Annotated in this window: 17 protein-coding genes; all 17 read right to left on the bottom strand. The window is 41.2% G+C overall.

Annotated features, from left to right (window positions below):
- Positions 1-301: 301 nt before the first annotated feature.
- Positions 302-1444, bottom strand: coding sequence for an HDOD domain-containing protein (locus AAEZ00_RS08665; protein WP_124012448.1), 1143 nt, complete (start codon positions 1442-1444; stop codon positions 302-304).
- Between the two features lie 102 nt (positions 1445-1546).
- The gene (locus AAEZ00_RS08670; RefSeq protein WP_351088560.1) at positions 1547-4033 is read right to left on the bottom strand and encodes a S9 family peptidase; all 2487 of its coding nucleotides are present in this window, start codon (positions 4031-4033) and stop codon (positions 1547-1549) included.
- 128 nt (positions 4034-4161) lie between these two features.
- A complete protein-coding gene (locus AAEZ00_RS08675; protein ID WP_351076291.1) occupies positions 4162-4731 on the bottom strand; it encodes an aminodeoxychorismate/anthranilate synthase component II in 570 nt (189 codons plus the stop codon).
- Between the two features lie 97 nt (positions 4732-4828).
- Complete coding sequence (locus AAEZ00_RS08680; protein ID WP_351076288.1) at positions 4829-5299, bottom strand: ClpXP protease specificity-enhancing factor; 471 nt, start codon at positions 5297-5299, stop codon at positions 4829-4831.
- Complete coding sequence (gene sspA, locus AAEZ00_RS08685; protein WP_101034166.1) at positions 5299-5928, bottom strand: stringent starvation protein SspA; 630 nt, start codon at positions 5926-5928, stop codon at positions 5299-5301. The genes AAEZ00_RS08680 and sspA overlap by 1 nt, the downstream gene beginning before the upstream one ends.
- Positions 5929-6024: 96 nt before the next feature.
- Positions 6025-6762 carry a cytochrome c1 gene (locus AAEZ00_RS08690; protein ID WP_351076285.1) on the bottom strand — a complete coding sequence of 246 codons (738 nt, stop codon included), beginning with the start codon at positions 6760-6762 and terminating at the stop codon, positions 6025-6027.
- A complete protein-coding gene (locus AAEZ00_RS08695) occupies positions 6762-7976 on the bottom strand; it encodes a cytochrome b (RefSeq protein WP_351076282.1) in 1215 nt (404 codons plus the stop codon). Before AAEZ00_RS08695 ends, AAEZ00_RS08690 begins: the two co-directional genes overlap by 1 nt.
- Positions 7976-8566, bottom strand: a complete 591-nt coding sequence (gene petA, locus AAEZ00_RS08700; protein WP_101034163.1) for a ubiquinol-cytochrome c reductase iron-sulfur subunit — start codon at positions 8564-8566, stop codon at positions 7976-7978. The genes AAEZ00_RS08695 and petA overlap by 1 nt, the downstream gene beginning before the upstream one ends.
- 400 nt (positions 8567-8966) lie before the next feature.
- A complete protein-coding gene (hflC, locus tag AAEZ00_RS08705; protein WP_101034162.1) occupies positions 8967-9845 on the bottom strand; it encodes a protease modulator HflC in 879 nt (292 codons plus the stop codon).
- Positions 9846-9847: 2 nt separating this feature from the next.
- Positions 9848-11008 (bottom strand): FtsH protease activity modulator HflK, encoded by a 1161-nt coding sequence (hflK, locus tag AAEZ00_RS08710; protein WP_101034161.1) that lies wholly within the window; start codon positions 11006-11008, stop codon positions 9848-9850.
- Between the two features lie 33 nt (positions 11009-11041).
- Positions 11042-12349: a ribosome rescue GTPase HflX gene (gene hflX / locus AAEZ00_RS08715; protein ID WP_124012450.1), complete on the bottom strand. Its 1308-nt coding sequence runs from the start codon at positions 12347-12349 to the stop codon at positions 11042-11044.
- A 19-nt stretch (positions 12350-12368) separates the two neighbouring features.
- On the bottom strand, positions 12369-12626 hold the full coding sequence (gene hfq, locus AAEZ00_RS08720; protein ID WP_101034159.1) for an RNA chaperone Hfq: 258 nt from the start codon (positions 12624-12626) through the stop codon (positions 12369-12371).
- An 84-nt stretch (positions 12627-12710) separates the two neighbouring features.
- Entirely contained in the window at positions 12711-13637 is a 927-nt protein-coding gene (gene miaA / locus AAEZ00_RS08725) for a tRNA (adenosine(37)-N6)-dimethylallyltransferase MiaA (protein WP_351076275.1), read from the bottom strand.
- 1 nt (position 13638) lies between these two features.
- Positions 13639-15504: a DNA mismatch repair endonuclease MutL gene (gene mutL, locus AAEZ00_RS08730; RefSeq protein ID WP_351076272.1), complete on the bottom strand. Its 1866-nt coding sequence runs from the start codon at positions 15502-15504 to the stop codon at positions 13639-13641.
- A 1-nt stretch (position 15505) separates the two neighbouring features.
- A complete protein-coding gene (locus AAEZ00_RS08735; protein ID WP_351076269.1) occupies positions 15506-16834 on the bottom strand; it encodes an N-acetylmuramoyl-L-alanine amidase in 1329 nt (442 codons plus the stop codon).
- A 12-nt stretch (positions 16835-16846) separates the two neighbouring features.
- Positions 16847-17305 carry a tRNA (adenosine(37)-N6)-threonylcarbamoyltransferase complex ATPase subunit type 1 TsaE gene (gene tsaE / locus AAEZ00_RS08740; protein ID WP_101034155.1) on the bottom strand — a complete coding sequence of 153 codons (459 nt, stop codon included), beginning with the start codon at positions 17303-17305 and terminating at the stop codon, positions 16847-16849.
- Between the two features lie 172 nt (positions 17306-17477).
- Complete coding sequence (locus AAEZ00_RS08745) at positions 17478-17933, bottom strand: hypothetical protein (protein ID WP_101034153.1); 456 nt, start codon at positions 17931-17933, stop codon at positions 17478-17480.
- Positions 17934-18822: the final 889 nt, after the last annotated feature.

An 18822-nucleotide genomic window follows, 5' to 3' on the forward strand; every position in this document is an offset into this window, starting at 1 on the left:
GCCGCTGTTTCCGCTGTTTGCTTTATATTCTGTTAGTTCATTAGCGGAAGTTTGTATTATTTATGCGACATTATTAGCGAAAATGTGATCAAAATACCAGTTCAGTACAATTAACTTGTGCAGGCTTGCTTGGCATTGTGCATAAAGATTTAAAAAACATGCCTAAACAATGCGCTTATTCAGGGGTATGGAGCATAACTAGTCATAAAAAAACTTATTTGACTCGATTTTGTGTGGCTATTCATCAAAAGTGAATAATTACACAGATTTAACATTTCCAACTCTGACAGAGATAGTCGGTTTAAAGTAAATCAAGCTTACGAAAATTTTGCCCTTTAAGCCGAATTAATTCTTGATCTGAAAATTGATAATAATCAAACATAATTCGCTTTTCTTGTGGATCGATTTGTTGTTGCTCTTCTAACAAAAGCACTTTGGCATAACAACTGGCCTTAGCCACTATCGCGGCATCAGCTGACAACTCGGTGAAATGGTAATCGTGATCTAACTCTTTTAATACTAAGGTTATCGGAGAGTCTTCAAATTTAAGTAATGTCAGCAATTGCCAATTTAAACGATGGCTATGTTGTATCACTTGATCTAACACCGCTTGCGCAGGAAAATCAGTTGCCATAATGGCATCGTAAACTTGTTTTTCGCCACTGTGACTGGCCTCTCTGAGCCATGTCCCCCAAGTGTTATCAAACATATGCCCACTTTGGCTGAGTATGATGGAGGTAGAAAATTGATACATTAAGGCACAGCTATAGGCCAAACTCGGCGCTTCATTATGTAACTCAGCTAACGTTTGCGCCGCAATGGCACTTACCATGCTATATCGCCTTAGCTTTCTGGTTATCCACAATAAGTTAGCATTACCTGAAGGTAACCAATGACGTAAGCAAAAATAAGGGATCAGTAAGCGTAAATTCTCAATCCCGATATAGTTAAGCACCAGCTTAATGTCAGTCACTTGCACATCGGTATGTTTGGGCCGTCGGTGACCTGATGCCGGACTGTTAATTAAATTGATTAAATCACGAGATAACCAGCTAATACTTTCAATAATGGGTCGAAGTCGATTAATGTTAAGGTCTGAATGTAATAATAAATCGAGCAGTAAAATTTGGCTTTCGCTAATTCCCGATGCCTCTAATACCATTTGTGGATGCGCTAATTGATGCTCTATCGCATGATTAACCGTATGGGTTAACTGTGCAGACACCTCAAGAAATACATTTTTTTCTTTAGCTTGTTTTTCGAGGCGCACTTTTAATGCTTGACGCTCAATATCAAGCTTATTGGCACTCTGTTCTAACTCAACGCTCAACTCATCAGGCATAGCATTGGCTTTGTGCTTACCCACAATAAGTTGTTTATAGAGCCGGCGCTCAATCTCGATGACTTTTCCGGGCCGAACTCCACCTGCTATTGATATTGCCACTTACATTGCCTTTTACTGTTTTTATCGCTTAATCATAAAAATTATGGCTTCTCAAAGGAAGCCATAATCGATATTTATTTGTTTTTTTGAATCCAGAGCCAATTAGTTAAGTTCTTGATCAAACAATTTATAAATACGACGATACTGGTCTAACCAACTTGAAGCTTGCTTAAATCCATGCGGCTCAACCGGATAGATTGCCATTTCAAACATCGGTTTTTCTAATTCAATCAGACGTTGAACCATGCGCACACTATCTTGAAAAAATACGTTGTCATCTACTACACCACTCATGATCAGTAATGGTTTCTGTAAACCTTGAGCATATTCTATCGGTGAGCTACGCTCATAGGCGATAGGATCAACGTCAGGCGTATTTAAAATATTTGACGTGTATGGCGCATTATAATGGGCCCAGTCTGTTACAGGGCGTAATGCGGCCCCTGCTTGGAATAACTCAGGTTCATTAAACAGCGCCATAAAGGTGAGAAATCCACCGTATGAACCACCATAAGTACCAACACGTTTGCTATCAACGTTAGCATTTTTCGCCAGCCAAGCCACACCGTCTATCAAATCTTCAACTTCAGGATGACCCATATTACGATAAATTGACGTACGCCAGTCACGTCCATAACCTTTTGAACCGCGATAATCCATGTCCATCACCACATAGCCTTGTTGGGTAAGTAAGTTATTGAACATAAATTCACGGAAGTAGCCTGAAAAACCATAATGGGCATTTTGTAAATAACCGGCTCCATGGTTAAACACCACGGCTGGATATTTATCAGCTTGCTGAGGATCATAATCTTGTGGCAAATAAACCCGAGCGTAAATTTGCCCCGCGCCATGGCTTGAAGGTACTGTGACTATTTGCGGTGCTTGCCAAGGATATTGTGTAAACGCTGTGCTGGTATAATGGGTTAATTGGCTAATTTCGCCACCAATAGATTGAATGTATAGCTCATCAGGGTGCACAGCAGAAGAAGCCGTTAATAACAGTGATTGCCCATCAGGGCTTAAGCTGTAATCCAATGTGCCTAACCACTGAGTCAGTTGTTCTGTTTTGCCGCTGGCAATCTCTACACGGTAAACATTATAGCTGCCTGGGTGGTCTTTATTGGCACGATAATAAAGATGTTTTGCATCGGGTGATAAAGTCACATTATCAACCACAAATTGGCCATTAGTTAAGGCTGTTACTTCATTAGAGGCTGTTTTGATATATAGCTGAGAAAAACCAGACTCTTCAGATAAGTAGTACATGCTATCGGTACCGGTTATCCAACCAAATTGATTAAAATTATAATTTACCCAAGCATCATCATGTAATCGGTGTTCGGTTATCAGCTTGCCTTTTTGAAGATCAACACTGGCGATCCAGCGATCTTTGTTGTCAACGGCTTCCAGCATCACTAATAATTTATCGTCAGACTCATGCCACTGAATTGCACTCTGACTCCATTCCCAATCTTGCATTAACTGGACTAAACGTGGTGCTTTTTCGCTTTTATAGCTTTTGCCTTGGGCCTTAGCATTTTCAGTTTTGACACTTGCCAGTACGTCTTGATCAAAACCTGTTAGACCTTCGATGCTAATGTCTTTTTTATTGTGTTCAACAAGATCAAGTAGCACTAAACGTTGTCCAGGAAAGACATCTTCAGCCACTCGAGCACGAGAAGGCACGGGAACGACATAACCCTCTTGGCCCAAATAATTGGGCATAATGTCGTGTTCTGCACGCCAATCATAATTTTTATCAGTCAATGCCAATATCACGTAACGTCCATCAGGTGACAAGCTCATTTCTGAAACCACTTCGGCATCACCTAAATACCAAGGTTTAGCTGAAAAAGTAGGATCGGCTTTAGCCAATGAGTCACGGTATTCATCACGTGTGACACTGTTATCATGTTCCCTGGCAACATAGTTAATTAATCTGTGCTGTTGCTTAGCGATAAAGCTACTGGGTGCTTGCGTCGCTTTAGGTTCGTTTTCCATTTGGATGGCGGCAATTTGTTCCACTAGCCCGCTAGACTGGTGCACCCGAAAAATATTATTACCTTGCCAGAATGCAAGGTCGCCACCCGTTAAAAAACGCACCCCATTAATGGCATCATTTTGACGGGTAATTTGCTTTATTTCACCATTTGATAAGTCTTTTACAAATACGTTACCTTGATAAATATAGGCTTTTTGAGTCTTTGCCTGATCGAATACGCCATTACGTTGATCGGCAAGATGTAGCTGATTGAGTGCAAGTTTGTTTGCCTCAGACTGTCCAATAGCTTGTTGATAAAAATCACGGACCGGAGATTGATGTGCTTGGCGACTGAAATATACCGATTGACTGTCATCGCTCCAATAAGCTCCTTGAGCAAAGATTCCCATCCAATCTGGATTGGCCATAATTTGATTAAGTGTCAACGGCTGCTGGGCTTTTGGAGGCGGTGCTAATGGTACGGTCAATGCGCTTGCGCTGGGGGTTACGATAGCAGAGGTATTGTTAATATCGGTGGCGGCACAGCCACTCATTATGGCCAAAGAAAGTGCACTCAGCGCAATGTTTCGCATAAAGCTTGTCATGATCATCCCTTTTATTATTTTTAAGCGCTATTTATAGCATAATTGCCGCGTGACTTTAGCCAGATTGGTTGCAGAAGTTGTAACAGAATAAGTGATTATCAACCTAAAAATAGACTGTGAATAACACTTTATAGATGTAAAAAGTTATCCAATAGTTCATGACCTTGCTGAGTCAATATAGACTCAGGATGAAACTGAACACTGTAAATACCTAAATCAGCATGGCTCATTGCCATAATTTCACGACCATAAATTGGGTCATCAAACCACGCATCCAGCCTAAAGCCATTGGGAACATGATTAATCAACAATGAATGATAGCGAGTCACCTGCAGCGGAAGTGCTAACTGAAAAAATAATCCCTGTTGATTATGTTCAATCAAGCTGGTTTTACCGTGCATAACACGTTTTGCACGTATAACGTCAACGCCAAACGCTTGGGCGATAGCTTGATGTCCTAAACAGACACCCAGAATGGGAATTTTACCCGCAAAGTGTTTAATCGCCGCAAGTGAAATACCCGCTTCATTTGGAGTACACGGACCGGGAGAAATGATTAAATGAGTCGGTGCTAATGCTTCAATTTGTTCAATGGTGATGTCATCATTTCGCTTAACCAGTATCTGTTGCCCAAGCGCTTGGAAGTACTGTACTAAGTTAAACGTAAAAGAATCATAATTATCAATCATCAACAACATTATGGGTTCCACTTCGTTATAAATTTTTTGTGGCACAACAATTTTAGCTTAAAAAAAACCAGCCTTGCGACTGGTTTTATGTGCTGATAACTAATCGTTACTTCACCACAGTTAAATGGTTTTTACGCTTAGCTTTATCATCTGGATCCGTCGATTTAGGCGATGGTGGCAATGTCGAAGTATCATCAACAGATTTCATTGATGGTGGCACAGATGATAAATCATCATCTTCACCTTCGATCATGTACGCATCTTCCATATCAAACACCGTGCCAGCGCCGTTTTCACGAGCATAAATGGCGACGATAGATGCCATAGGTAAATAGACATTTTGTGGTACACCACCAAAACGTGCATGAAACTCAACAGCATCATTGGACATGTGAAGATTAGACACCGCTCCGGTGGCAATATTCAGGACGATTTGACCGTCTTTGACAAATTGCTGCGGAACTTGCGTACCGTTAACAAATGCATCCACAACTACGTGTGGCGTCAAATGGTTATCCATCAACCACTCATAGTAAGCACGCAACAAATATGGACGATTAGCTGTTATTGGTTTCATTACATGCCCATGCGCATTTCGCGCTCAGCCTCAGTTAACGATGCCTTAAATGATTCACGTTCAAAAATACGGGTCATATAAGCACTGATATCTTTCGATGTACGAGGATCTAAGTGAATACCTAATACTGGTAGACGCCATAATAATGGGCCTAAGTAACAATCAGATAAACCAAACTCTTCGCTCATGAAGTATGGCATTTCAGCAAATACTGGCGCTAGAGCAATCAAGCTTTCAGTTAACTCTTTACGCGCAGCATCAGCTTTTTCACCTTTACGGATACGCTCTACAAGCGCATACCAGTCAGTGTCGATTCTGTGCATCATTAAACGGCTTTGGCCGCGAGATACTGGGTATACAGGCATTAATGGAGGATGTGGAAAACGCTCATCCAAATATTCCATAATAATGCGTGATTCGTACAACACTAGCTCACGATCAACTAAGGTCGGTACTGAGTTGTATGGATTTACTTCAAGTAAATCTTCAGGCATCTCACTTGGGTCTACCTGTAAAACATCAACGGTAACCCCTTTTTCAGCCAATACGATACGTACTTGGTGACTATATAAATCATCGGCACCAGAAAAAAGTGTCATGATAGAGCGCTTGTTGGCAGCAACAGCCATTGATACCCTCCAGAAACTAAAAAAAACAAAACAAACGAGGGGGCTAAGCCCCCCGTTTACAATATGCGGATGGTGTATATTAACCGTTATTGATGGCTAGTGTACATCTTTCCAGTATTCTTTCTTCAACAAATAAGCAATGATGAAGAAAATAAACAGGAATCCAAGTACCCACCAGCCTAAAGCTTCACGCTCTAACTGAACAGGTTCAGCAGAATAGACTAAGAAACCGGTGATATCACGCACCGCTTGGTCGTATTCTTCTGCACTCATTTTGCCACCAGTAGCAGGGTTTAGACCTACTAATTCAACCGTTTCAACACCGTCAATTACTTTCTTTTCATAATGAGGAGTTGCAAGACCTTGCAGGTCTTGTAAAACATGTGGCATACCCACTAATGGGAACACGGTATTGTTGGCACCAAATGGACGAGTCTCATCTGCATAGAAACCTTTTAGGTAAGAATATACCCAATCAGCTCCACGTACACGAGCAACTAACGTTAAATCTGGAGGCGCAGCACCAAACCATTTAGCCGCATCTGCAGTAGGAATTGCGTTTTCCATTAGATCACCGATTTTAGCATTGGTGAACATGTACTTATTACGCATATCATCGTTAGAGATACCTAAGTCAGTGGCAACACGCTCATAGCGTTGGTATTGCGTGCTGTGACATCCAGAGCAGTAATGTTGGAATAAATCCACACCACGCTCTAATGACGCTTTATCATGTAAATCAACGTTAGCGCTTTCTAAATGAACACCATGTCCACTTGCTGCCATTGCGAGAGATGGCAGTAATGTAACTAATGCAATTAATAACTTTTTCATTAGTGTGTCACCCTCGTTGGCACTTCTTTTGTTTTCTCATTTTTACTGTAGAACCATAAGGCTACAAAGAAACCAAAATAAGTGAAAGTGAATACACGTGCCGCTATAGTTAACTCAGGCGTTGCAGGAACGACACCTAAATAACCAAGAATGATGAACGACACAGTAAATTGTGCAATGTTGATTTTGTGAGCCAAACTACGGTAGCGGATAGACTTCACTTTACAACGATCAAGCCAAGGCAGAATAAACAGCACAGCAATCGACAGACCCATAGCAACAACACCGATTAACTTATCAGGAATTGCACGCAAAATGGCATAGAAGGGTGTGAAGTACCAAACAGGCGCTATGTGATCAGGGGTCTTCATTGGATTAGCCGCTTCAAAGTTTGGCTTTTCAAGGAAATAACCACCGCCTTCAGGCATAAAGAACAGCACATAACAGAACACGATCAAGAAACCAGCTACACCCATAATATCTTTTACAGTGTAATAAGGGTGGAATGGAATACCATCAATGGGCCATCCGTTCTCATCTTTGTTCTTTTTAATCTCGACGCCGTCTGGGTTATTCGAACCCACTTCATGTAATGCAATTAGGTGTAAGAACACCAACACAACCAATACAAGTGGTAACGCAATAACATGCAGTGCGAAGAAGCGGTTTAATGTTGCGCCAGAAATAACGTAGTCACCACGGATCCACAATGTTAGGTCATCACCAATAATAGGAATGGCACCAAACAAAGAGATAATGACCTGCGCGCCCCAGTAAGACATTTGTCCCCAAGGCAGTAAGTAACCCATGAATGCTTCAGCCATCAGCACAAGGAAAATCAACATACCAAATAGCCATAAGAGCTCTCTTGGTTTTTGATAAGAACCGTAAATTACCCCACGGAACATGTGCATATAGATCACAAAGAAAAACGCCGATGCACCGGTAGAGTGCATATAACGAAGTAACCAGCCGTAATCAACATCACGCATTATGTATTCAACAGAAGCAAACGCACCTTCTGCTGTAGGTACGTAATTCATGGTTAACCAAATACCTGTCAGTAACTGGTTAACTAATACTAATAATGCTAATGAACCAAAGAAATACCAAAAGTTAAAGTTCTTTGGTGTCGCATACTGACCCACATGACGGTTATAAGTTGCCGTCATTGGGATGCGTGCATCAATCCAATCAATTAAATTCTTAACCATTACGCCGCTCCTGTGTCTACACCGATGATAACGTTAGCATCACCGATATATTTGTGCGGTGGGACCACTAGGTTTAATGGTGCAGGAACACCCTGGAATACCCGACCAGCCATGTCAAATTTAGAACCATGACAAGGACAGAAGAAACCAGATGTCACGCCTTCAACCTGCTCACCGAATGAATCAGGCAGATAAGTTGGCGAACAACCTAAGTGAGTACAAATACCGACTGCAATAAAGAATTCAGGCTTAATAGAACGAGCAGGGTTAGTTGCATATTCTGGTTGCTGTAATTCTAAAGAAGCAGGATCGCGTAATTGACTGTCTAATGTTTTAAGATTATTTAGCACAGCTTCTGTACGACGAACGACCCAAACCGGTTTTCCACGCCATTCGACACGAATTAACTGACCTGGTTCTACTTTACTAATATTTACTTCGACCGGCGCACCTGCAGCTTTCGCCTTGGCACTCGGATTCCATGACTTGATGAAAGGAACCGCTACAGCGACAGCACCAGCACCACCTACTACGGCGGTTGCGGCTGTCAGGAATCTGCGACGTCCGGTATCGACTGGCGCATTGCTCATCCACTTATCTCCCAGAGGGTGTTGGAATTTTTATATTTCAATACTTTAGCGACCAAAAAGGTAAAACGCTAAAATCATAGTTTGAGGCGGTGCTCATTATAGCGAAAAATTAGAACCAGATCATAGTGAAAACATACATCTATGTTGAGGATATTAACATTTTTTTCAAAAGCGCATATAAATCAACCGTCCCGCAACAATTAGCAGCAACTTAATTAGTAAAAAAAACCGCGTTAACACTTAGTTAAATCAGCAATTTATCGACATTAGACAGTAAAAAACGTCTCAAAGCTTCACTATTGTCATTTACCAAAGTTTTTTGCAAAACTAAATTCAAATTACAGACATAAAAAAGCTCGGTAAAAACCGAGCTTTTTTTTAGGCTAAAAAAATATCAACGCTATTTTCCGCTAGATGATTTCATGTATTTGAAGAAATCGCCTTCAGGTTCTAACACCATAATGTCATTTTTGCCGGAAAAACTTTCTTTGTAGGCTTCTAAGCTACGTAAAAAGCTATAAAACTCAGGATCTTTACCGTAAGTATCAGCATAGATTTTTGCCGATAATGCATCACCTTCACCACGAACGGTCAAGGCGTTACGCTCAGCTTCAGCAATCTTAACCGTGACATTCGCATCAACAGTCGCGCGAATAATCTCAGCTTGCTCTTTACCTTCTGCACGGTGCTCTTTCGCCACAGCTTGGCGTTCGGCGCGCATACGTTGATAAATACTGATACTGACATTAGCAGGTAAATTAATTTGCTTAACACGTACATCAACCACTTCAATGCCAAGACTCTGAGCACTTTCAGAAGCATTTTCTAATGCATCGTTTTGCAATTCATCGCGTTTACCTGACACAATTTCCTTGATCGTCCGGCGACCAAATTCAGTGCGCAAATCGTTACTGATTTTGGCTTGTAATAAGCTTTCTGCATTGGCTTTAACACCACCATTGGTAGAAAGATAATACGTTTTAAAATCACGAATACGCCACTTAACATAGGAGTCGACCATTAAGTCTTTCTTTTCAGAAGTAACAAAACGATCCGCTGCACCGTCCAATGTCTGGATACGAGCATCCATATAGCGCACTTTATCCACTACGGGTAATTTAAAGTGAAGGCCTGGAGCAAATACCTTTGTGACGTCTTCATCTTTAAGGACTTTACCAAAGCGGGCTACAATTGCGCGTTCGCCTTCGTTTACCACCATCATAGATGAAAAACCAACCCCTAAAATGACCACAAGAATGATCAGAGCTAATCTACCCATTGTTAGTTCCTCCCTTGGCGAAGACGATCTTCGCGGCTGAGACGACCATCAGACGACATGCTCGTAATAGGCGTATTGACACCATCACCTGATCCCGAATTAATGTGACGCTCCGTCTCAGGTTGTACTTGATTGCGCGGATTCTTAGAAGAATCCATCAGTTTATCCAAAGGTAAATACATTAAATTACCGCTATTCTTCGTGTCAATGAGTACTTTATTAGTATCAGCCAGCACGGATTGCATCGCATTAATGTATAAACGATTACGGGTCACATCAGGCGCAGCTTTATACTCAGGTAATAACTTCTCAAATCGAGCGACTTTACCTTGAGCTTCAAGAACTTCACGCTGTTTATAAGCACTAGCTTGCTGTGTCATTCGTTCTACTTGGCCACGCGCTTTAGGTTCAATTTCACGCGCATAGGCTTCAGCTTCGCGAATAAAGCGTTGTTGATCTTCCTGAGCTGAAATAGCATCATCAAATGCATCTTTCACTTCTTCTGGAGGACGAGCGGGTAAAAAGTTAACGTCACGAACTTTTAAGCCTAGTTTATACGGCTCAATAATACGCTCTAACTCTGTCCAAGTATCACGACGAATACCATCACGTCCAGTGGTTAAAATGTCATCCATACGATTATGGCCAATGACATAACGCAACGCACTATCGGTCGCTTCACTTAAACTCGAATTGGCATCAACAGCACTGAATAAATATGAATAAGCATCTGATACGCTATATTGAATCACGAGTTCAACATTCACGACGTTTTCATCAGATGTCAGCATTCTGCCAGATGCTGGAATCGAACGGACCGTTTCCACGTCGACGGTAATCACTTCATCAATAAAAGTGGCTTTCCAATGTAAACCGGAACTCACTTCACCGATGTGATCACCAAAACGAAGTAACACACCACGCTCAGCTTCTTTAACCGTGTATAAACCCGACAATGCCCAAATAATTAAGGCAATAACGACAAATACAATCAATAAAGATGAATTAAATGGTAGACCTGAGGCGCTATTGCCCCCCTTGCCACCAAAACGTTTTGATAGGTTACGAAAGACTTCGTCAAGATCCGGTGGCCCTTTATCGTTACCACCTTTATTTCCCCAAGGGTCTTTGTTCCCCTTGTTACCGGGCTCATTCCAAGCCATTTAGCACTCCATAATTGGATGAAATAAATGAGATTAACAAGAGGTGTCTACTTCTGAAGATTCAAAAATAAATGCCTCTAATTCCCCCTGACTCTGTTTAGCTAATCGGCGCCAATCGGCCTCCGATAAACGAACAGACAAAATACAGTTCCCCAGATCGTCATACTCTTTCTGCTGTATTGCATCTAGCCGATAAAACTGGCCAAGATAATGTCCTGCTGATGCAGGTATTTTCAATGTAAGCTCGCAAATAACTTGACCGATTAATTCGGTTATAGCTTTAAGCAGCAAATCAAATCCAATGCGTTTTTGCGCAGAGACCCAAACCCTCTCAGGTTTACCGTCTTCACCGTAATCGATACGGGGCGCGAAATTTTCAAGTAAATCAATCTTGTTACATACTACTAATTGAGGAATCTCATCTGCATCAATTTCTTCCAATACATTTTGTACTTGGTCAAAATTTTCAGCCATATTTTCATCTGCACAATCAACGACATGTAAAAGAATTTCTGCTTGTCGAGTTTCTTGTAATGTGGCCTTAAATGCCGCAACAAGGTCATGAGGTAAATGACGAATAAACCCAACAGTATCCGCTAAAATTACCGCACCATCAGGTAATGATAACTTACGTAGCGTCGGATCCAATGTTGCAAATAACTGATCGGCAGCATAAACGTCCGATGACGTTAACGCATTAAATAATGTCGATTTACCCGCGTTGGTATAGCCCACTAAAGAAACGGTCGCTAAGTCACTGCGCTTACGAGCTCGGCGGCTTTGCTCACGTTGTTTATCCACTTTATCAAGGCGACGATTGATATTCTTGATCCGGCCTCGTAATAAACGTCGGTCTGTTTCAAGCTGAGTTTCACCCGGCCCTCGCATCCCGATACCACCTTTTTGTCGCTCTAAATGAGTCCAACCTCGAATTAAGCGTGTCGACATGTGGCGCAATTGCGCTAGCTCCACTTGCAACTTACCTTCATGAGTTCTTGCTCGTTGAGCAAAAATATCAAGAATAAGTGTCGTTCGGTCTAATACTCGACACTGACATACCAATTCAAGATTACGTTCTTGAGCAGGGCTCAATGCATGATTAAAAATAACTACATTGGCCTCAGTAGCAGCGACCATAGCAGCCAGTTCTTCAGCTTTACCGGTACCAATAAAAAACTTACGATCCGGCGAACGTCTGCTGCCAGTAATCACCCCAATAGAGCGAGCACCAGCAGATTCAACTAACAACTGTAACTCAATAAGATCTTCTCGACGCTCTTCATCAGAAAAGTCTATATGAACCAATACAGCTGTTTCACCCGCTTCATAACGATCAAACAAAAATTATATTCCTTTTCAATTATTCAACATCACTTTCTTCACCATTGGCAGTACCTTGGTGAGCAGAAACGTTAAATGGGCGTGCTGGTACGACTGTTGAAATAGCGTGTTTGTAAACCATTTGGCTTACCGTATTTTTCAACAAGATAACAAATTGATCAAACGACTCAACTTGGCCTTGTAATTTGATACCATTCACTAAATAGATAGAGACGGGTACACGCTCTCGACGCAATGCGTTCAAAAATGGGTCTTGTAAAGATTGCCCCTTAGCCATTTCAATTTCCTTTTTTTATTTTATAAATATGTTGAATTAAGTTTTATTGTTTAGTTTTAGTATTATACAGCAACGCCAAATTAGCTAGTTGCTTTGTTGCATAAGCGTAACTAAATTTCCTTCTGCACCACTTTCAAGCCACTGTAAATCGGGCCAACTCCTCAACCATGTTAATTGACGTTTGGCCAATTGCCTAGTGGCTGCAGTAGCTTTTTCGACCATTGTCGTATGATCAAATTCATTATCTAGGTACTGCCAGCACTGTCTGTAACCAACACAACGCATAGACGGTAGCTCTAAATGCAAATCGTTACGCGCTTTTAAACGCGCAACTTCTTCGATAAAACCTTGTTCTAACATCATATTAAAGCGTTTAGCGATTAATTGATGTAAAATTTTTCTGTCGGTTGGTGCAATAGCAAATTGCACTACATTATACGGCAAAGCGGCTGACTTCGTTTGAGTCAATTCAGTCATTGTTTTACCACTGATCCGATATACCTCTAGTGCTCGCGACAATCGTTGTGGATCGTTAGGATGAATTCTTTCTCCCGCGACGGGATCAATGTCACACAACTCTTGATGCAGCGCGTCCCAACCTTGGGTTTGAGCTTGAGCTAATATTTGCTGCCTAATGCCGTTATCAGCAGCGGGTAAAGGTGACAAACCTTCTAACAATGCCTTAAAGTACATCATGGTACCACCCACGAGTAAAGGCGTCTTACCTCGGCTAACAATGTCTTCTATAGCCAATAAAGCATCACGGCGAAAATCTGCCGCTGAATAACTTTCGCTTGGATCAAGAATATCAATTAATTTATGCGGCGCTAATTGCAGTTCTTGCAAACTCGGTTTAGCAGACCCTATATCCATGTCACGATAAATCAATGCTGAATCGACTGAGATAATCTCACAATTATGTTGCGTCGCCATTTCAATGGCTAGTGCCGTTTTGCCTGAGGCGGTAGGCCCCATTAAAAAAATCACTTTTGGCTTATCGACACTGTTCACGTTAATAATCTTTCATCCAATTGTGCCAAGGCAATATGTGTTCTTGGTCATAACAAATTTGTTTAGTTTCTTCGTCAAGTGAACAAAATCGCTGCCATAAGGCTGGCGCGGGCTCAAATTGCGATAAACTTTGTTGTGCAAGCCAACTCACAATAGCACTGTCTTTCGGTTGTTCTAATTGTATCCATTGTAGTAACTCAGGGATCACAATAGCAAGTTGGCTTTCCCTCAAATATGGGGGCACTTTTTTAATTATCAACTGCTGGAAGCGAATTGTTAATTCAATACCCATTTGGCGCAGTAACAGATCACGTATCACTAATGTTTCTGTCCAATCCAAATCTGCTGCAATAGACACTGGCATTAATAATGGCTGAGACACTAAACCATTAACAAACTTGGCTGCAACCTCTTCCTTTCTCACTGTCAACAACACCTGTTTTATTGGCAGTAATGACAGCTTATCATCTTTACAAATAACCCAATGCTCACCCGCTAATATGGGCGGCATTGCAACTTGAGTCGTCACTTCATTAACATATGATACTGGGGTATTCATCGGGGTATGCAGCAAATGTCCATAATTGGCAATGGCCGTCTTATTGACCCCTGAGGAAGATGCAATGGTGGGCTTTTTATCATAACTAGGCTTAATTGCAGCTGAATAGCCACCAGATAAGTCATTATTCTTTCCCGGAACATGCATCGAACCGAATGGGCTAACACTGTTAATCGCCTTGTCAGGCTCATGATTAAGTGTAAAGGCGTCTTCAGTGGTGTCGACGATATTGGCATTATGCAACAAGGTTGACTCTGTGTGCATCGGTGCGACATTATCATGGTGATGTAATTCAACATCAGGCAAAGACAATACAGGCATTTGCACTAACGCTGACTGTACCGTTTGTAGAATAAAGTCATGTACATAACGAGATTGATGAAAACGCACTTCGTGCTTGGCTGGGTGTACATTCACATCAACTTGGTGTGGATCAAGCGATAACATCAGCACATATCCCGGCTGATGCTCAATGCCATATTCAGCAAAAGCTTGTTTTACGGCATGATTAACCAGACGATCTCTGATTAATCGTCCATTGACATAAAAAAAGCTGGTATCTGTGATGACACTGTCATGTGGTGATTGTAAATAACCACTTAATAATAAACCATCATGTTCACACTCAATGCTCAACGCCTGTTCTGCAAAGGCTTTCCCACAAATTTGAGCTAATCGTTGCTGGGTCTGGATCTCGGTATTGGCAGGTCGATACTGGCGAACTAATTTACCATTATGTGTCAAGGTAAAGTGAATATCGTTGCGAACAATCGCAATCCGTTTTAACCACTCATCAATATGGGTAAATTCCGTTTTGTCGCTTTTTAAAAAACGACGTCTTGCGGGAGTATTAAAAAATAAATCCACCACTTCAATCGTTGAGCCTTGCGGATGTGCGGCAGGCGTGACCTTAACGTCCATTTGCGAGCCTTCAGCAAAGGCCTGCCAAGCTTCAGATTGTTGAGCGGTTTTTGAGGTTAAAGTTAACCGAGACACTGAGCTAATGCTGGCCAAAGCTTCACCACGAAAACCAAAGCTTAAAATAGCTTCTAGGTCATCTAGTGTATGTACTTTTGAGGTAGCATGACGCGATAGAGCCAAGGCTAACTCATCTTTAGGGATGCCCGCACCGTTGTCGCGAATACGAATAAGCTTGCTTCCCCCTTTGTCGATATCTATATCAACTCTAGTGGCACCAGCATCAAGACTATTTTCAACCAGTTCTTTGACCACCGAAGCCGGACGTTCAACTACTTCACCGGCTGCGATTTGGTTTGCAAGTTGAGGAGGTAGCAGTTGAATGACCATATTATGTCCTAGGGATCACAAGTGTTTGTCCAATACGAACAACGTCTGATTTAAGATTATTCACACTTTTTAGACTACTGATCGACACACTGTAACGCTGGGCGATAATGGATAGAGACTCACCACGTTTAACACTGTGTTTCATATTTAATGTTTTAGCCAATAAAGTATCGGCTGGCGGATTACTCTGAAAATAACGTAACACGCCTTTGTAAATAGCATTTGCAAGCTTTTGTTGATGATTTCCATTAGACAATAACCGCTCTTCACCTGGGTTAGAGATAAAGCCGGTTTCAACTAAAAGAGATGGAATATCAGGAGACTTAAGCACTGCAAAGCTTGCTGATTCAGGCTTTCTTTTGTGTAAGTGGGTAATAGAACCTAAATCGCTAAGAATATCACCCGCGATAGAATGACTTATCGCCATCGAACTGTTCATCGACATATCAAGTAAAGTCATGGCTAAATATTGTTCACTATCGGTGTTTTGAATGATTTCACCAGCACCGCCTAACAACTCTGAGTGTTTCTCTTTTTGCTCTAACCATCGACCAATTTCACTATTGGCTCGGCGCATTGACAAGATCCAAACGGAAGCACCGTTAGGTTGTGGTGAAGTAAAGGCATCGGCGTGGATAGATATCAGTAAATCCGCTTTATTATTGCGCGCTATTTCAGAGCGTTTATTCAAATTAACAAAATAATCGCCACTGCGTGTCATTACAGCGCGCATACCTGACGTTGAATCCACTTTACGCGCTAGGCGCTTAGCAATTTCAAGTACCACACGCTTTTCATGCATACCAGAAGGCCCAATTGAGCCAGGGTCTTCCCCTCCGTGACCAGCATCAATGGCAACAATAATGTCTCGAGCTGACTGATTAGAAGATCGACTAACCGTTTGCACTGCTGACGACCCACCATCGGAGTCCTCTAAGTCTACCACTAGACGGTTTCCGTAAGGTGCTGTTGGCGGCAAAGTAAATAAACTTGATTTTACCGGTTTCGATAAGTCCATAACAAGACGCAATATGCCTTTTTTAGGCGGAGAACTAAAACGGATTTTTTTAATAATTTTACTGTTGTTGGCTATTTTATCTAAATTAATTTTAGCGCCAGTATCTTGAATATCGACCACCAAACGATGAGGGCCGGTTAAGGTAAAACTGTCATATTTGGGCGCTTGAGTTAAATCAAACACCACTCGCGTCGATTCTGGAGCAGCCCAAATACGCACGCTATCAAGTTGATTGGCCGCCCAAACCACGTTAGGCACCAAAAACAACAGCATGTAAAGTACAATGGTAAAAAACGTATTTTTTAAAGTCATTATTATTTGATTTTATTTGATTTTATTTAAAATTGCCTGTCCTGCTGGGGATAAGGCTTGTAATTCAATTTGTCTTTGAGATTCTTTATAACGCAAATGCACTTGGATGTCAGCCCCAGGGAGTAATCCATGACCATTATCAGGCCATTCAACTAGACAGACGCTTCGATCGGTAAAATAATCACGGATACCCATATATTCAAGTTCCTCTGGGTCGGCTAATCGATATAGGTCAAAATGAAACACATCCATATCGTTAAATTCATAGGGTTCTACCAGAGTATAAGTCGGACTTTTTACCGCGCCTTGATGACCCAAACTTTGGATAATGCCTCGACTAAACGTCGTTTTACCAGCGCCTAAGTCCCCAGTGAGATAAATCGTTAAAGGAGGTACAATCCACTGAGCAATTTGTTGCCCAAGCATAACTGTAGCTTGTTCATTTTCAAGGATTTTAACCAGAGATGCCATGTTTTAGGTCTATATCTATTAAAAAGAGTTATAAGAATGCTAAATATACCAGAAGTTACCGGGGAACTCCCATTGTTATGCGGTTATTTTTTGTTAATAAAAAAAGCCAGCTACTGGGAATAGCTGGCAAATTAACACTTCAGGAAGTTATATCAAAGTTTCAATGCGTCGTTTAAATGTCATCCATACGAATTGTGCTGTGAACTAAACGTTTTTGTTGAGTTTGTGCCACTCGCACTAAGTCCATTAATGTATTTCTAATTTCATCGGTTGGGCTACTAATAGCTGTTTTTTCAAGTAACGCGATTAAGCGATTTTCCAAATCCAGATGTAACTCAAGCACTTGACTCTCATCCATATTGGCGGGGAATGATGTTTCAATGCAACGTTTACTAAAGTCCTCAAAGGTAATGTCTTTATACCAAGTATTTAATATTCTTGAGGGTGCATCGTCAATATAACGCTCTAAAGTCTCGTATATGTGCCTCTGGTGTTGCTGGAAATACGTCAGCATCATTTTAACGCGAGTAGAATCCGCATTACGATCTAAACGCTTATACAGTTTCTCCATGTCGAGATGGCAATTAGCAACATAATCAAGTAGCTCACTTAGCTGTTGGATCCGCATAACACTCACCTCGTTTAACGCCCTAGCATCTTAGGAAATTTATCTTAAGTTGATTATCAAAGATAATCACTGTAAATGATTTGAACAATGTCATGTTTTACTTCACAAGTAGACCATTACTTTAGAGATCCATAAAGAAGTGAGTGCTAGATCACTTGTTTGGTTGATTAGAAATCAATTTGCCTTAACAACGCTTGAAAATGAACCGAGTTAAGCAGGTATTGTTAAAAATGAATTGACTGTCAATGCATAACGAGTGAAGTGGTGAAGACGATAAGGTTGTTTTATGAAGGAGTGATAAACGACCTTCCCGTCATAAACAATGGTTCGAACTGATGACGCTGTTATGACTTCTCGCTTGGCAAACCAAGAGGTATTGCATTTTCTAAACGCACAACTGAGCTAATTTAGATAAAATTTAGGGAATGTTTACAAGGATTTTTAACAGAGGAAGTGATTTGGAGCGACGTTTCTTTATAAATAAAAAGTGGTTCGAACTGATGACCGCTTTATGACGTCTAGCTTGGCAAACAAAAAGGTATCGCATTTTCTAAAAGCGCAACTGAGATAATGTTGCATTTCAAACTAGGGATTTCAAACTAGGGAAGTGATTTGGAGCGACGTTTCTTTATAAATAAAGAGTGGTTCGAACTGATGACGCTGTTATGACCTATACCTTGGCAAAAAAAAAGGTATCGCATTTTCTAAAAGCGCAACTGAGATAATGTTGCATTTCAAACTAGAGAAGTGATTTGGAGCGACATATCAGGTTCGAACTGATGACCTATACCTTGGCATTACAAAATCATGTTGAAATTTGGAGCGACATATCAGGTTCGAACTGATGACCTATACCTTGGCAAGGTATCGCTCTACCAACTGAGCTAAT

Origin of the sequence: Shewanella sp. S1-49-MNA-CIBAN-0167 (assembly GCF_040310145.1) — a bacterium.
GTDB lineage: Bacteria > Pseudomonadota > Gammaproteobacteria > Enterobacterales > Shewanellaceae > Shewanella > Shewanella psychromarinicola.

Excerpts from the sequence above, each read along its gene's own strand:
- AAEZ00_RS08675 (WP_351076291.1), bottom strand. The coding sequence starts at position 4,731 with ATGTTGTTGATGATTGATAATTATGATTCTTTTACGTTTAACTTAGTA.
- hflC (WP_101034162.1), bottom strand. The coding sequence starts at position 9,845 with ATGGGTAGATTAGCTCTGATCATTCTTGTGGTCATTTTAGGGGTTGGT.
- AAEZ00_RS08670 (WP_351088560.1), bottom strand. The coding sequence starts at position 4,033 with ATGACAAGCTTTATGCGAAACATTGCGCTGAGTGCACTTTCTTTGGCC.
- mutL (WP_351076272.1), bottom strand. The coding sequence starts at position 15,504 with ATGGTCATTCAACTGCTACCTCCTCAACTTGCAAACCAAATCGCAGCC.
- sspA (WP_101034166.1), bottom strand. The coding sequence starts at position 5,928 with ATGGCTGTTGCTGCCAACAAGCGCTCTATCATGACACTTTTTTCTGGT.
- hflK (WP_101034161.1), bottom strand. The coding sequence starts at position 11,008 with ATGGCTTGGAATGAGCCCGGTAACAAGGGGAACAAAGACCCTTGGGGA.
- AAEZ00_RS08735 (WP_351076269.1), bottom strand. The coding sequence starts at position 16,834 with ATGACTTTAAAAAATACGTTTTTTACCATTGTACTTTACATGCTGTTG.
- AAEZ00_RS08745 (WP_101034153.1), bottom strand. The coding sequence starts at position 17,933 with ATGCGGATCCAACAGCTAAGTGAGCTACTTGATTATGTTGCTAATTGC.
- tsaE (WP_101034155.1), bottom strand. The coding sequence starts at position 17,305 with ATGGCATCTCTGGTTAAAATCCTTGAAAATGAACAAGCTACAGTTATG.
- AAEZ00_RS08680 (WP_351076288.1), bottom strand. The coding sequence starts at position 5,299 with ATGAAACCAATAACAGCTAATCGTCCATATTTGTTGCGTGCTTACTAT.
- hfq (WP_101034159.1), bottom strand. The coding sequence starts at position 12,626 with ATGGCTAAGGGGCAATCTTTACAAGACCCATTTTTGAACGCATTGCGT.
- AAEZ00_RS08695 (WP_351076282.1), bottom strand. The coding sequence starts at position 7,976 with ATGGTTAAGAATTTAATTGATTGGATTGATGCACGCATCCCAATGACG.
- AAEZ00_RS08690 (WP_351076285.1), bottom strand. The coding sequence starts at position 6,762 with ATGAAAAAGTTATTAATTGCATTAGTTACATTACTGCCATCTCTCGCA.
- petA (WP_101034163.1), bottom strand. The coding sequence starts at position 8,566 with ATGAGCAATGCGCCAGTCGATACCGGACGTCGCAGATTCCTGACAGCC.